The sequence below is a fragment of the Pseudomonas sp. DTU12.3 genome (genome assembly GCF_004124275.1).
GTDB lineage: Bacteria > Pseudomonadota > Gammaproteobacteria > Pseudomonadales > Pseudomonadaceae > Aquipseudomonas > Aquipseudomonas helmanticensis.
Genome location: NZ_CP027218.1, coordinates 4,205,008 through 4,219,314, shown reverse-complemented (window position 1 = coordinate 4,219,314; position 14,307 = coordinate 4,205,008). Strand labels below are relative to the sequence as shown.

Below are 14,307 nucleotides of genomic sequence, written 5' to 3'. Positions count from 1 at the left end.
CAAGATCAAAAGATCGCAGCCTGCGGCAGCTCCTACGGTGTTTGGTGTTTGGTGTTTGGTGTTTGGTGTTCGGCGTTCGATGTCCGGTGTTCGTTTTGGGTTTTGGGAGTGTCGTATTCGGTGTGGAGCCTTGCGTCGATGTCGGGTACGGTTCAAGTCCCCCGACGCGAAACAAGGATCGATTCATGACGTTTTCATTCTCTCGCTCTCTTCTCGCCGCCAGCCTCGGTCTTGCCCTTGCTCTGTCAGCCGCCAATGCCTTCGCCGAGCCGCACAAACAAGTCCTCGCCGACGCCGAGCAATACCAACCCGAAGCCTTGAAGCTGCTGGAGCGCCTGGTCAACATCGACTCCGGTTCCGGTTATGAACCGGGCCTCAAGCAAGTCAGCGAAATCGCCATTGACGAGTTGAAGAAGCTCGGTGCAACCATCGAGCTGGTGCCCAATACGCCGGAAAAATCCAACCATGTACTGGCCACGTTCAAAGGCACCGGCAAGGCGAAAATCCTGCTGATGGCGCACATGGACACGGTGTTCAAGGAAGGCTCCGCCGCCGAACGGCCATTCCACATCAAGGATGGCCGCGCCTACGGGCCGGGAGTGATGGACGACAAGGGCGGTATCGTCGCCGGGATCTATGCGCTGAAAGTCCTGAAAAATCTCGACTTCAAGAATTACGCACAAATCACCTTCCTGCTCGATGCCAGCGAGGAAACCGGCTCGGACGTCGCCACCGACCTGATCAAGAAAACCGCCAAACTGCACGACGTCACCCTCAACCTTGAGCCGGGCCGTCCCGCCGATGGTCTGGTGGTGTGGCGCAAGGGCAGCGCGACCGCGCTGGTCGAGGTCAAGGGCAAGGCCGCTCACGCCGGCGTCGCCCCGGAGCTTGGGCGCAATGCGGCGATGGAAGTTGCGCACCAGATTCTGCAACTGGGCAAACTCGGCGACGAAGAAAAGAAAACCACGATCAATTTCACCGTGCTCAAGGCGGGGGATCGTACCAACGTGATTCCGGATCAAGCTACGGCCAAGGCTGATGTGCGCGCGGCGGTGCCAGAAGAATTCGACCGGATCGAGAAAGATCTGGCGCGAGTTTCCCAGAACAAACTGATTGCCGATACCGAAGTGAAGACGTCTTTACAGCGCGGTCTGCCGCCGATGCCGCAAACGCCCGAGTCGGATCGGTTGATGGCAATGGCGCAGGGGATTTACGGCGAAATTGGCCGCAAGTTGACTGAAGAGGGCAGCGGTGGCGCTGCGGATGCCAGCCTGTCTGCCGGAGTGGGCACGCCGACGCTGGACGGTTTCGGGATTGTCGGCGGCAATATCCATACGCCTGAGGAATACGCCGAAGTGGCGAGTGTGGCACCACGCATCTATCTGCTCTCGCGGATGATCATGGAACTCTCCAAACCCTGAATCTGAACACAACCGCCTGTAGGAGCTGACGAGTGAAACGAGGCTGCGATCTGTTGATCTTGTTTTCATGACACAAGATCAACAGATCGCAGCCTGCGGCAGCTCCTACACAAGGTGCGACATCACTCTTTCACACTCATGAACTCTTCAGCCCAGCGGATATATTCTTCCGGCTGGGTGTAGGTGTGCGTCAGTTCAGTTGCATTCAGGTCCGCAGCCTGAGTGAAAATCTGCCGCTGTTCGCGCAGGCTGTCATAGGTCGCCTTGATCGCCGCAAAGTACGCGCCGTGGCCATCGATGGTGACGCGCACGCCCAGTTCCGCCAGGCGTTTGTCGTCACGCAGCAGCGGGTTGCCATAGGTCACCAGCATCAGCGGCACATTGAGATTTTCGGCAATCTGTTCGAGGTGATCGAAGTCGCGTACGCCGACCATGCAGATGCCGTCTGCCCCGGCATTCTGGTACTGCAGGGTACGGCTGATGATTTCCTGCGTCGGCAGAATGCCGGCGTTGGTCCGGGCAATGATCGCCATTTCCGTATCGACGCGGGCTTCCAGCGCTGCGCGGATCTTGCCGACACCTTCGGCGACCGTGATCAGATCGGTGGATTTGCGGCCGAACTGGGCGGGCAGCAAGGTGTCTTCGATGGTCAGCGCGGCGACGCCGGCGCGTTCCAGTTCGACGATGGTTCGCATCACGTTGAGAGCGTTGCCGTACCCGTGGTCGGCATCGGCAATCACCGGCAGTTGGGCGACGCGGCCGATGCGGGTGGCCTGTTCGGCGAACTCGCTGAGGGTGATCAAGGCAAAATCCGGTGCGCCCAGTACCTGCAACGAAGCGACGGAGCCGCCGAGAATCCCCACTTCAAAACCCAGGTCAGCGGCAATGCGGGCGGACATCGGGTCGAACACCGAAGCGGTGTGATAGCAGGTGTCGGATGCCAGTAGCTGACGGAAACTACGGCGCAAATCTTGATGAGAAAGCCTGGTCATACGAGTTCCACCAATACAAAGGAATGGAAAGGCTTGAGCAAATGTGTCAACGCCGAAGAATGAAAAGGCTATCACGCGAATGGGTCAAGGATCATGACGAATTTGCAAGGCGGGTGTTTGCCGGTGAACGCTTTGCTGAAAGGATTAAGCTGATCGGGCGAAATTTAGCTGTATCAAGGAGACACAGCCTGACTGCACAGGTTGAGGCGGGGCGGTCACTCAGGCCGCCACCGCCTGTCGCTGTTGATTGGGCAGCATCACCGCGCGCACCGAATTGCCCGGCTGCAATTGCAGGCGTTGGGCGGTAGCACGGTCGATTGCCAGGCTGCTGCCGACGCGACGGGCGCGGGCGACGGTGATGCGGCAGTTTTCCAGGCGACGGTTGTGAATCAACCATAGCGGCGCCTGTTCATCAGGGGTGCCGAGGCTCAGGGTCAGTTCGAGGCTGTCGCGCACGGTGCGGATACTGCGCAGCGGTGCTTCAATGACCGGGCCGCCGTCAAAAATGTCGATGTAGCCCTTGTGGGCAAAGCCTTCGGCCTGAAGAATCTTCAGCGCCGGTTCGGTATTCGGATGCGTCTGACCGATGGCCGCTTGGGCCTGTTCGGTGAGCAGGCAGGTATACAGCGGCTGACGCGGCATCAACTCGGCGATGAACGACTTGTTGCCCAGGCCTGAGAGATGATCGGCATGGCTGAAATCCATCTGGAAGAAATGCCGGCCGAGGCTGTCCCAGAATGGCGAACAACCTTTTTCATCGGCACTGCCGCGCAGTTCGGCGATCATCTTCTCGCCAAACAGCTGCGGGAACTCGGCAGCGAACAGCAAACGCCCGAGCGACAACAGGCGGCCGTTGCTGCCGGTGCGCTGATCGTGGCGCAGGAACAGCGAACAGAGTTCCGATTGCCCGGTCAGTTCGTTGTTGAGGAACAGCGTCGGGATCTGCCGTTGAATGCCCAGATCCGGCGCCGAACTCACCGTCAGTCCGACCCGATAGTTGTACCAGGGCTCGCGCAAGCCAACTGCGCCGGCCAACGCACTGACACCGACCACGTGTGTGTCATCGTCTTCGAGGACGAACAGATAATCGGCGTCAGCACGCTCCACTTGCTCGGCGAATGCACGTTGCGCCCAGCGCACGCGATGGGCCAGGCGATCTTCGTTGGCCGGCAGGGTGGTGAACCCTGGGCCGGCTTGTTGGACCAGCGTCATCAATGCTGGCAGATCGCTGACGTTGACCGGGCGGACAATCATGCTGTAACTCCTTTTGCGCGCCTGCTCGGGCACTGTCGTTGGCGGCGGAACCGGGCGCGGTTCAAAGGGCAATCAGCCGGATCTGGCTGCCATCGGTCACGTTCAACGCCGCACACATTGCAGGCGTGAGGGACAGCGGTTGATCGGCTTGGTAATCCAGTTCGGCAACGATGGCCCGGTAGCCACGCCACGCGTCGTTGCTCAGCAGATAGCGGCCACGCGCATCGATCTCCGGCAATTGCTGCACCGGAGCAGTCTGGCTACGCACAATCGAGCGGATATTCGAGGTACGCGCGTACAGGGTCGGGCCAGCATCGAACAGGTCGATGTAGCTGTTGGTTTCAAAGCCTTCGCGCTCAAGGATATCGAACGCCTCTTGCCCGTCCGGGTGAATGCGCCCGATACACTCGCGCGCCGCCTGCGGCAGCATCGGTACGTAAATCGGATATTGCGGCATCAGTTCGGCGAGGAATGAGCGGCTCTGCAAGCCGCATAGACGCTCAGCCTCAACGTAGGGCAGATCGAAGAAGTGCTTGCCCAGCGCATCCCAGAACGGCGAATGACCTTCTTCATCGCTGTAGCCGACGATTTCGGTAATCACCGCTTCGGCGAAACGTGGCGCATGGGCGGCAATGAACAGCAGCCGCGCCCGCGAGAGCAGTTCCGAGAATGGCGTGCGCACCAGCGCCTTGTCGATGTGAAAGCCGCGCAGCAACGTGTGGTCGTTGAGGTCATGGCACAGCGATAACGCCGGCACACCGTGCTCGATGTTCAGCTCGCGCGAGGCGCTGGTGAAGTGGCGATTGCGCAGGCTGTAGAACGGCTCTTTAAAACCCGCCGTGGCAAGAATTTCCGAGCAACCGACCAAGCGTTGCGTGGCGCAATCTTCCAGCACGAAAAAGTAGTTTTCCGGCCCCTGCGTCTGCGCCTCGCTGTCGAACGAGGCGCAGGACGCGGCGATTTTGTCGCACAGGCGCTCGCTGTCATCCGGCAGCGAGGTCACACCGACCATGCTGTCGCGGGCCAGTTGTTGCAATTGCGGCAGGTCGGTTGGCTCGACTGGGCGTAAGACCAGCATGGATGCACTCCTGTATCAAAGGGTTCGGCGAATTCACGAACCTGACTATCACTGTCGGTTTCCACGCGTTAAATCGGCGGTCGCCTGATTTGTTGTCAGACGCCGCTCTTTTTCTTGTCAGCCATTGCTCGGGTCAGGCAACGCGGTACTGGCGCCGAGCTTGTTGAGAAAGAACAGGTACACCAGGCCCAGAACGATCCAGATCAGGCCGAGTTTCTGCGCATCGACGCCCATGTTGTACATGATGGCCGCAACGATGATGAAGCCAATGACCGGGCAGATCAGGTGACGCACAACCTGACCGGACTTTTGCCGACGCCAGTAGTAGTTGATCACGGTCAGGTGCAGCAGCATGAAACCGCTGAGTGCGCCGAAGTTGACCAGCGACGTCAGGGTGTCGACCGAGTTGATGAACAGGTAGCAGATGATCAGTGACAGCACCGCCACCAGATAAATGCTCAGATACGGCGTGTTGTGTTTCGGGTGCACCTTGGCCAGCACTTTTGGCAGTTTGCCGTCGCGGGCCATGCCGAACAGCAGACGCGAAACTGCGGCTTGCGAAGTGATCGCCACGGCGACACCCCAGGCCAGGGCGGTGGCGACAGCGGTCAGCGTGGCCAGCCAGCTACCAGCAGCGATTTCGGCAATTTCATAGAACGCGGTATCGGCGGAATTGAAGCCCATGCCCGCTGCCAGATCGGTGGCAATCCAGGTTTGTACGACGAAAATCACACCCATCACCACCAGGGTGATCAATGCGGCTTTGCCGACGCTGCGGCCCGGGTCGCCTTTGATTTCTTCGGCGAGGGTAGAAATGGCATCGAAACCGAGGAACGACAGCACTGCAATCGATACTGCTTGCATCAGCAGCGCGAAATTGAAGGTTTCCGGGTGATACAGCGGCGCGAGTGTCAGCTCGCCATTACCGCCACCGTTGTGCAGGGCGTTCCATGCATAGAACAGGAAGATCCCCAGTACCACCAGTTGCGCCAGCAGGAAGATGATGTTCATCCGCGCAGTGAAAGTGATGCCGCGCAGGTTGACGAAGGTGGCGCTGACAAGGAACGCGAGAATGAAGCCGACCTTCGGAATGTCCGGATACAGATGGTTGAGTGCCATGGCGGCGTACACGTAAAGCAACGGCGGAATCAGCAGGTAATCGAGCAGCATCAGCCAACCGGCGATGAAACCGACGTGTGGATTCAGGCCGCGTTGTGCGTAGGAATACACCGAGCCGGCAATCGGAAAGGCGCGGGCCATGCTGCCGTAGCTCAGCGCGGTAAACAGCATTGCCACCATGCCAATGATGTACGCCAGCGGCACCATCCCCGGTGCCTCGGCATTGACGTAGCCATACACACCGAACGGGGCGATGGGGATCATGAAGATCATCCCGTAGACCACCAGGTCGGTGAGCGTCAGGCTACGTTTCAACTCCTGCTTGTAGCCGAATTCTTCAATTTCCATGAAGCGCAACTCCTTGTCAGCCAATCGTTGTTTTAGTTGTTATGTCGGTCCATCGTTTACAGCGTCAGCAGTCGATAAAGCAGTGATTACAGCAATGGCGCGAGGTATTCGGCCCAGCGCGAAACCGCTTGCGGGCTGCGCAGCAAATCGTTGCGCACCTCGACCAGCACCGAGTCCAGGCCCCGGGCATCGCCATGCACCGGTACGGTCATATCACCCAGCGGGTCGATCTTGTACGGCTGATTGCCGGCCACTTGCAACGGGTGTTCGCCGAGACCGTCGAGCAACCTTTGCGCGTACGCCTTCGCCTGACCGAACAGCACGCCAACCTCCAGTGTTCGCGGCTTGCCGTAATACACCGGAGTGAAACTGTGAATCCCCACCACCCGTACCGCCTGACCCTTGGCCAGGCGTTCGTCGATCAATGTCTGCAAGCGCGCATGGAACGGCTTGAACAGCGTCTGACGGCGGTACTCGCGAGTGACTTCGTTCAGCTCGCGGTTGCCCGGTATCTGATAGATCTCGCTTTGTGCCGGAATGCTGTCGGGCGCATGCCGTGGGCGATTCAGGTCGATCAACAGTCGCGAATAGTTGGCGCTCAACAACGTTGCGCCAAGTTTTTCCGACAACTGTTCTGCCAGTTGCAGCGCGCCGATGTCCCAGGCGATGTGTTCGCCGGCAGCGACATCGTCCAGGCCCAGATTGACGAGGGCCTCGGGGATATAGCGGCTGGCGTGTTCGCACACGAGGATCAACGGATTTGTCGAGTCCTCGCGGCTCAGGTTGTAGACCGGTCGGGTGTATAACCCAAGCTCGGCGGATTCAGTACAGGCGTGCATAGTGCTCACACAGGTCAGCGGGCGAGAGCTGTTCCGTCAGCGCCAGTTCCTCGGTTTTAAGGGCGTGATAGGTGTCGAGCAACGGCTTGGGCAGCCAATCGTTGAAGGCGCCACTGTCGCGCAGGCAATCCAGTGCCTGGGCCAGCGAGGCGGGCAGGGCGACGATGCCCCGAGCCTTGCGTTGCTCGTCGTTGAGTGAATCGGGAACTTCATCGGTGATCGCGTTCAGCGCCAGGCGCTGTTCGATGCCCAGGCGCCCGGCGATCAACAGCGCGGCCATGGCCAGATGCGGCGAGGCCGTGGCATCCATGGCGCGGAACTCCAGGTTGAACTGCGTCGCCACGGATTTGCCGCCGAGGGTCACCGTCGGGCAGATGCGCAGCGCCGCTTCACGGTTCTGTTGACCCAGACACGCGTAAGACGCGCTCCAGTGGTGCGGCTGCAGGCGCTCGTACGACACTGGCGTTGGCGCAGTGAACGCGCACAGCGCCGGCAAATAATGGAGAATCCCGGCTGCCCAATGCTGGCCGAGGCTCGACAGGCCATTACTCGTGCCAGCGTCGTAAAGCATCGGCTGGCCGGCCAGATCGAGCAGGCTGACGTGCAGGTGCACGCCGTTGCACACAGCATCGGCGGCGGTCTTCGGCGCGAAGCTGAGGTCGAGGCCCATCTGCCGGGCGATCTCGCGGGTGATTTCGCGCACGTTGACCGCGCGGTCGGCTGCGGCGACGCCGAGCGTCGGCCGACAGGTTATTTCGTATTGGTGCTTGCCGTATTCGGGGAGGAACATTTCCGGCTCGACACCGCCGGCGCGCAACGCACTGAGCAACCAGCCGCCGAATTCTGCGCCTTGGCGCTGGGCCTCCAGCGAAAACGCCAGATGCTCGGCGAAACCGGCGTGCAGGTTGAATTCGTGTTCGAACGCCGCGTTGACCTGCAAACCCAGTTCGTCGCGATAACGTTCGATTTCATCGCGCAGCAAGGTGCGTGGGCAGGCGCCCCACGGACGGCCATCGGTTTCACGAATATCGCCGTGGATGAAGTCCAGCGCCGGCGCATCGGGATCCGGGCCGTTGGGCACGGTGACGCGGCTGGCCAGATCCGGAATCAGGCGCAGATCGCCATAGGCGCCCCATGGATTGCTCGAGGCAATGATGTCTTGTGGGGTCAGCGCGCTGTTGGCCGGCACCCAGCCACAACCGGCCGCCTGATAATGCTCAAGTTCATCGGTGGGAAACGAACGGCCGCGAGTGATACCGATCAGGTCGGTGGTGACGATGGTGGTCATCGGCAGCGGCATCAGGCGCGAAGTCATGCCTGCATCTCCCGCAAGCGGCCGAGCACGGTAGCGGTGTCGGTGATCCAGCAATAACCCTTGATCGCGTTGAGGCAGGCCTGATGACGTTCGGCGCTGTAGGTGGCGCAGGCGTCTTCGACCAGAGTCACCAGATAACCACGGTCGGCAGCGTCGCGCACGGCCATGTCGACGCATTGGTCGGTGACGATACCGGCGATGATCAGATGACGGGTTTCGAGGTTGCGCAGCACGTAATCGATAGCGGTCGAGTTGAATACGCCAGACGAAGTTTTCGGCAGGACGATCTCGTTTTCGCCCGGGGTCAGTTCGGCGATCACTTGTGCCTGCGGACTGCCCTTGGGCAGGTGCATTTCTGACAGTTTGTGGTCGAGCGAGCGATCGCGACCATCGGCAGTCAGGCTTTCGATCAGGGTGTGCAGGACATTTTGCCCGGCCTCGCGAAAGGCGCTGAGCAGCCGTTGCTGGTTGGGCACCACCTGCGTGCGCGCGCGGTTGAGGAAATACTCGGCGTCCGGGCCACTGAGGTGCGGATCGAACTGCGGTTCGAGCCAGGCGCGCTGCATGTCCACCAACAGCAACGCGGTGTGGTCGGTGACAAATGGCAAGTCCCGCGGCGAGCGGTGGGGAAGGCTGAACATCCTTATTTGTCCTCCAGCAGATGAGTGGCGAAGTCGTTGCGCAGGGCATCGATGCCCTCAAGGCGATCGGCCAGATCCGGGCTGCGCAGGGTCAGGCAGGCAATCAGCGCCTCGACCTGGGCCAGCGCCGGGACCATGGTGTCGAACGGCGAGGCCGATTCGACCGGAGCGCTGATGATCAGGTCGGCCATTTCGCGCAACGGCGAGGCATAGATGTCGGTGAAAAGCACCACGCGGGCATTGTTGTTTTTTGCCGCCGTGGCGACACGCAGTGCCTGGGTCTGATAACGACGGTAATCGAATACGAGGACGACGTCCTGACGTTGCAGGTCGAACAGGCGGTCGGGCAGCAGCGCGTTGTCTTCCAGAGCAAAACAGCCGGGGCGCAGCAGGCGCAAATGATTGAGCAGGTAAGTCGCCATCAGGCTGCTGAAACGGCCACCGAAGCAGTACACCTGATGCCGGGCATCAAGCAGCCAGTCAGTGAGGATTCGCACGTCTTCGGGCTGGGTCAGGGATTGCGTGTCGACCAGCAGGCGATGGCTGTCAGCGAGGTAATGGGCCCAGGCGTCGTCCTTGTTTTGCTGCGCGCGTGGCTGCAATAGTGTGCGCGGCGAACGCAAGCGGTGGTCCATGTCGCTGAGCAGGGCTTCCTGGAATTCGGCATAACCGCCGAAACCGAGTTTTTTCACCAGGCGCACAATCGTCGGATCGCTGACGCCGGCATGTTCAGCCAGGCGCGCCATCGGTCCAAGTCCATTGCGCGGATACTGATCGAGCAAAGCGCGAACGACTTTGCGCTCCGACGGCGTGAGTTCCAGGCCGGGATCGGTGATCAGGTCTCTAAGAGGGGGCATCCGGGCTCCTGCTGGATGGGGGGTGTCGAATTCGCTTCATAATCCGTTAAAACAGTATTTATGTAACTGACGCTACATGTCTAGTGAATTTTTCACCGTGTTTAAAAGGCCCCAAAATGGCGCAGGACGCCCGTGTCATAAGGGCTACACGGAAGTCGACAAGCCTTGTAGTCCATTGCCCATAGCTGTGTCAGACATCACCGCTTTTCTAACATTCACCGTTGGCGCAGCAACGCATCGATACACCCGGCAACCCTCGGTTTACGGCACAATTGCCTGCAACCCGGCGCGACGCCGTTGCTGTTCATGACCTTCGGCAGAGTGATTCATCGTGCAGACCACCCGCTTGACACTGATTTGCCACGCGCGAACCGTCGCACAGAAATTGGCGCGTTTTCCTACGAACGAGCCTGTTGAAAATAGTGCTTTGGCGCCTGACAGCTTGGCGGCTCGCTTCGCTGCGGCTCGACGTTTGATCTGCGGCCCCGAATTGCGCACCCGGCAGACGGCGGCCTGGTTCGGCGCGGATGCTCAGGTTGACGAGGCATTGCGTGATTGCGACTGGGGGGATTGGCACGGGCGCTCGATCAAGGACTTGCAAACGACGCAAGCGCAGGCTTTGCAAGCGTGGCTGACAGATCCGCACGCAGCGCCCCACGGCGGCGAATCAGTCACGGACTTGGCCACGCGAGTCGCGGCATGGCTGCAAGGTTTGCAGGCGACGCCGGGGCATGTGCTGGCGATCACTCACCCCTACGTCGTGCGGGCCGCGCTGATGCAGGTGGTGCAAGGAGCGGCATTCAATGCAATCGACGTTGAACCGCTGTCTGTCATCGAGTTGCGCTTCAACGGGATCTGGCGGCTACGCTTGCCGGGCATCGACATCGAGGGAACACACTGATGAAACAACTGCTGGTGATCGGCATCGGTGCCGGTAATCCGGACTACATCACGATGCAGGCGGTCAAGGCGCTGAATCGCGTCGATGTGTTCTTTCTGCTGGATAAGGGCCAGAGCAAGGACAAACTGCTCGATCTGCGCCGCGAGATCTGCGAACGCTACATCACCGATTCCGCCTACCGTTTCGCCGAAGCCGCGAGCCCGGAGCGTGAGCGCGGTGATGTCGAATACGGCGCCAGCGTCGATGAACTCAACCGCGCCAAGCAAGCGACCTTCGAGCGGCTGATCAATGACGAATTGTCTGACGGCCAGTGCGGCGGTTTTCTGGTGTGGGGCGACCCGGCGTTGTACGACAGCACTGTGCGTATTCTTCAGGCGATTCTGGATTCGGGTCGTTGTCATTTCGAATTTGAGGTCATCCCCGGCATCACCAGCGTTCAGGCGCTGGCGGCGCAGCATAAAGTGCCGTTGAACAGTATTGGCCGCTCCGTCGAGATCACCACGGGCCGGCGTCTGGCGGCGGGGCAGGTGAGTGATGCCGACAGCGTGGTGGTGATGCTCGATGCCGAGGATTCCTACCACCACGTGGCCGACCCGCAAACTGCGATTTACTGGGGGGCGTACCTGGGCACGGCGGATGAGATTTTGATCAGCGGCAAGCTTGGCGATGTCGCCGATGAGATCGAGCGGGTGCGCAAGGCTGCCCGGGCCGAGCATGGCTGGATCATGGACACCTATCTGTTACGCAAACCCTAGATTTTCGCTGCCCTCATCGCTGCAAGGCGTTCATAAAAAAACCTGTGGAAGCGGGCTGCCAGCGATGAGGCCCTGGAGAAAACCTCAAGACCTGGCAATGGCCCCACGCCCGAACCGCTCCCGATACACCGACGGCGGCACGCCCACCACGCCACGAAACGCCACGCGAAAACTCTCCACCGAGCGATAGCCGCAACGGTGCGCAATCTGTTCGGTGTTGTCCGCCGTGCTCTCCAGCAACTCCCGCGCCCGCGCCAGTCGCTCATGCTGCAACCACGCCTTGGGCGACTGCCCGCTGGCTTCGCTGAAACGCCGCAAGAACGTTCGCTCGCTCATCGCCGCTTCGCTGGCCAGTTCGCGCACCTCCAGCGGTTCATGCAGGCGTTCGCGCGCCCATTGCATGACCCGTGACAGATCGTTGCGCGGCGTCGGGCTGACCGGCGTCGGAATGAATTGCGCCTGACCGCCGGTGCGCTGCGGCGACATCACCAGTCGCCGCGCCACCGTGTTGGCAACCTGAGTGCCGAAGTCTCGGGCCACCAGGTGCAGGCAGGCATCGATCCCGGCAGCACTGCCCGCCGAGGTGATCAACTGTCCCGCGTCGACGTACAGCACATCGGCGTCGACGGCAATCATCGGGAAGCGTTGCGCCAGTTCTGCCGCGTAGCGCCAATGCGTGGTTGCAGCATGGCCGTCGAGCAGACCGCTGGCGGCCAGCACAAACACCCCGGAACAGATCGACAATAGCCGCGCACCCCGGGCGTGGGCCTGGCGCAGGGCGTCGAGCAACGCTAGCGGCACCTCGGCGTTACGGTCGCGCCAACCGGGAATGATGATGGTGCGTGCCTCGGCGAGCAGTTCCAGGCCGCCATCGGCCAATACCTGAATGCCGCCCATGGCGCGCATCGGGCCTTGATCGACCGCAGCAATCGCGTGCTCGTACCACGGGAACTCGAACTCCGGGCGCGCCAAGCCGAAGATTTCCACGGCAATGCCGAACTCGAAGGTGCAGAGGCCGTCGTAGGCCAGAATCGCGACCAATCCTGGTGAGGTGGGCATTTGGCGGAAAACTCCCGATGAGTGTCTTGTGCGCCACTGTAGCGATTTGCGGCGCCTCGATAAAGTCTGTTCATTCCCCTCAAGACGTAGGAGCAACACCCCATGCCGAGCCTGGTTCGCGAAATTCCTGCCGCCCCTTCGGCGATTGCGCTGATGCATTTCAGCAATCGTCTGACCTTCGAAACCGATTGTTCCGACGTGTTCAGCAGCCAGCAGGGCGGTGAGATCGACTTTGTGCTGGTGGACGTACGCGGACCACTGGCGTTTGAACGCGGCCATGTACCCGGCGCGATCAATATTCCCGGCCGGTTGTTGACGGCAGAAGGCTTGGCTGGCTACCCAAAGAGCGCGCTGTTTGTGGTCTATTGCGCCGGCCCGCACTGCAACGGCGCCAACAAGGCTGCGGTGAAACTGGCGGCGCTGGGTTATCCAGTCAAAGAGATGATCGGCGGCATCACCGGCTGGCTGGATGAAGGCTTCGAACTCAACGTATCCAAATCTGCAAACACCCCCATCAACTGCGCCTGCTGATCACTTGTAGGAGCTGCCGCAGGCTGCGATCTTTTGCCGTTGTTTTCAAAAAAGCACCAGATCGCAGCCCCCGCGTAGGGCGTGTCCTACAGCCTTTGCACCACGACGGAGCAGCCCTTGACCCCGGTCAATGGTGGTGCCGAATTTCTGTAAGTATTTGTCGCTTAAACACAATTTACCCTGTGCGCGCCGCCATAGACTGCCGGCCACTTCGGTATTTGCCGCTAAATGGCCATGACCGAACGCTGAATCGAAGCTGCCAATAAAAGCCTCCGCACACAGGAGTTATAAATGAACAAGCTAGTGATGTTCGGTGCCCTGGCACTGTCGATGTTGTCCTTGACCGCTGTGGCCGAAGACGCCAAGCCGATCCGCATCGGTATCGAAGCCGGTTACCCGCCATTCTCGATGAAAACCCCTGACGGCAAACTGACCGGTTTCGACGTCGATATCGGCGATGCGCTGTGTGAGCAGATGAAAGTCAAATGTACCTGGGTCGAGCAGGAGTTCGATGGCCTGATCCCGGCGCTGAAAGTGAAGAAGATCGACGCGATCCTGTCCTCGATGACCATCACCGACGATCGCAAAAAGAACGTTGATTTCACCATCAAGTACTACCACACCCCGGCGCGCTTCGTGATGAAGGCAGGCTCGGGCGTGAAAGACCCGTTGACCGAGCTCAAAGGCAAGAAAGTCGGCGTGCTGCGTGCCAGTACCCACGACCGTTATGCCACCGAGGTGCTGGTTCCGGCCGGGATCGAACTGGTGCGTTACGGCTCGCAACAGGAAGCCAACCTGGACATGGTCTCCGGACGTATCGACGCGATGCTGGCCGACTCGGTCAACCTCAGCGACGGTTTCCTGAAAACCGACGCCGGCAAAGGTTTTGAATTCGTCGGCCCGACCTACGAAGACGCCAAATACTTCGGCGGCGGCGCCGGCATTGCGGTACGCAAGGGCGATACCGCGCTGGCCGAGCAATTCAACCAGGCTATCACCGAGATCCGCGCGAACGGCAAGTACAAGCAAGTGCAGGACAAGTACTTCGACTTTGACGTCTACGGCCATTAATACGCCGTAAAAAAGTGGCCCCGTGTACGCGGTGGCCACTTTTTTTACGCCCATGATTTATCCTGCCGACACACGTCCCAATGTAGGAGCTGCCGCAGGCTGCGATCTTTTGATCTTGTTTTTGGT

The 14,307-nt window shown here is 60.2% G+C and carries 14 protein-coding genes; 5 read left to right on the top strand and 9 right to left on the bottom strand.

The features are described from left to right. Positions 1 to 185: 185 nt before the first annotated feature. A complete protein-coding gene (locus C2E19_RS19165) occupies positions 186 to 1,421 on the top strand; it encodes a M20/M25/M40 family metallo-hydrolase (RefSeq protein WP_129394626.1) in 1,236 nt (411 codons plus the stop codon). 122 nt (positions 1,422 to 1,543) lie between these two features. Here C2E19_RS19165 and C2E19_RS19160 read toward each other — a convergent pair whose 3' ends face one another. From C2E19_RS19160 to C2E19_RS19125, 8 genes are all read right to left on the bottom strand, one after another. After that, positions 1,544 to 2,413 (bottom strand): oxaloacetate decarboxylase, encoded by an 870-nt coding sequence (locus tag C2E19_RS19160; RefSeq protein ID WP_129394625.1) that lies wholly within the window; start codon positions 2,411 to 2,413, stop codon positions 1,544 to 1,546. Between the two features lie 219 nt (positions 2,414 to 2,632). Continuing rightward, positions 2,633 to 3,667: an arginine N-succinyltransferase gene (gene astA / locus C2E19_RS19155; RefSeq protein ID WP_129394624.1), complete on the bottom strand. Its 1,035-nt coding sequence runs from the start codon at positions 3,665 to 3,667 to the stop codon at positions 2,633 to 2,635. A 61-nt stretch (positions 3,668 to 3,728) separates the two neighbouring features. Then, positions 3,729 to 4,745: an arginine N-succinyltransferase gene (locus C2E19_RS19150; RefSeq protein WP_129394623.1), complete on the bottom strand. Its 1,017-nt coding sequence runs from the start codon at positions 4,743 to 4,745 to the stop codon at positions 3,729 to 3,731. A gap of 117 nt (positions 4,746 to 4,862) precedes the next feature. Beyond that, entirely contained in the window at positions 4,863 to 6,212 is a 1,350-nt protein-coding gene (locus tag C2E19_RS19145; RefSeq protein WP_129394622.1) for an APC family permease, read from the bottom strand. Positions 6,213 to 6,298: 86 nt separating this feature from the next. After that, positions 6,299 to 7,051, bottom strand: a complete 753-nt coding sequence (locus C2E19_RS19140) for an N-formylglutamate amidohydrolase (RefSeq protein ID WP_129394621.1) — start codon at positions 7,049 to 7,051, stop codon at positions 6,299 to 6,301. Beyond that, on the bottom strand, positions 7,035 to 8,366 hold the full coding sequence (locus tag C2E19_RS19135; RefSeq protein WP_129394620.1) for a glutamine synthetase: 1,332 nt from the start codon (positions 8,364 to 8,366) through the stop codon (positions 7,035 to 7,037). Before C2E19_RS19135 ends, C2E19_RS19140 begins: the two co-directional genes overlap by 17 nt. After that, entirely contained in the window at positions 8,363 to 9,007 is a 645-nt protein-coding gene (locus C2E19_RS19130; protein WP_129394619.1) for an isochorismatase family cysteine hydrolase, read from the bottom strand. The genes C2E19_RS19135 and C2E19_RS19130 overlap by 4 nt, the downstream gene beginning before the upstream one ends. Before the next feature lie 2 nt (positions 9,008 to 9,009). Further along, positions 9,010 to 9,864, bottom strand: a complete 855-nt coding sequence (locus C2E19_RS19125) for a MurR/RpiR family transcriptional regulator (RefSeq protein ID WP_129394618.1) — start codon at positions 9,862 to 9,864, stop codon at positions 9,010 to 9,012. Between the two features lie 331 nt (positions 9,865 to 10,195). On the opposite strand from C2E19_RS19125, the gene C2E19_RS19120 reads away from it, so the two are divergent. Next, positions 10,196 to 10,765: a histidine phosphatase family protein gene (locus tag C2E19_RS19120; RefSeq protein WP_129394617.1), complete on the top strand. Its 570-nt coding sequence runs from the start codon at positions 10,196 to 10,198 to the stop codon at positions 10,763 to 10,765. Continuing rightward, positions 10,765 to 11,520, top strand: coding sequence for a precorrin-6A synthase (deacetylating) (gene cobF, locus C2E19_RS19115; protein WP_129394616.1), 756 nt, complete (start codon positions 10,765 to 10,767; stop codon positions 11,518 to 11,520). The genes C2E19_RS19120 and cobF overlap by 1 nt, the downstream gene beginning before the upstream one ends. A gap of 84 nt (positions 11,521 to 11,604) precedes the next feature. Here cobF and ftrA read toward each other — a convergent pair whose 3' ends face one another. Further along, positions 11,605 to 12,579, bottom strand: a complete 975-nt coding sequence (gene ftrA, locus C2E19_RS19110; protein ID WP_129394615.1) for a transcriptional regulator FtrA — start codon at positions 12,577 to 12,579, stop codon at positions 11,605 to 11,607. A gap of 102 nt (positions 12,580 to 12,681) precedes the next feature. On the opposite strand from ftrA, the gene C2E19_RS19105 reads away from it, so the two are divergent. Both C2E19_RS19105 and C2E19_RS19100 read left to right on the top strand, forming a co-directional pair. Next, positions 12,682 to 13,110, top strand: coding sequence for a rhodanese-like domain-containing protein (locus C2E19_RS19105; protein ID WP_129394614.1), 429 nt, complete (start codon positions 12,682 to 12,684; stop codon positions 13,108 to 13,110). A 291-nt stretch (positions 13,111 to 13,401) separates the two neighbouring features. After that, positions 13,402 to 14,181, top strand: a complete 780-nt coding sequence (locus tag C2E19_RS19100; RefSeq protein ID WP_129394613.1) for an ABC transporter substrate-binding protein — start codon at positions 13,402 to 13,404, stop codon at positions 14,179 to 14,181. The last annotated feature ends 126 nt before the right edge of the window (positions 14,182 to 14,307 follow it).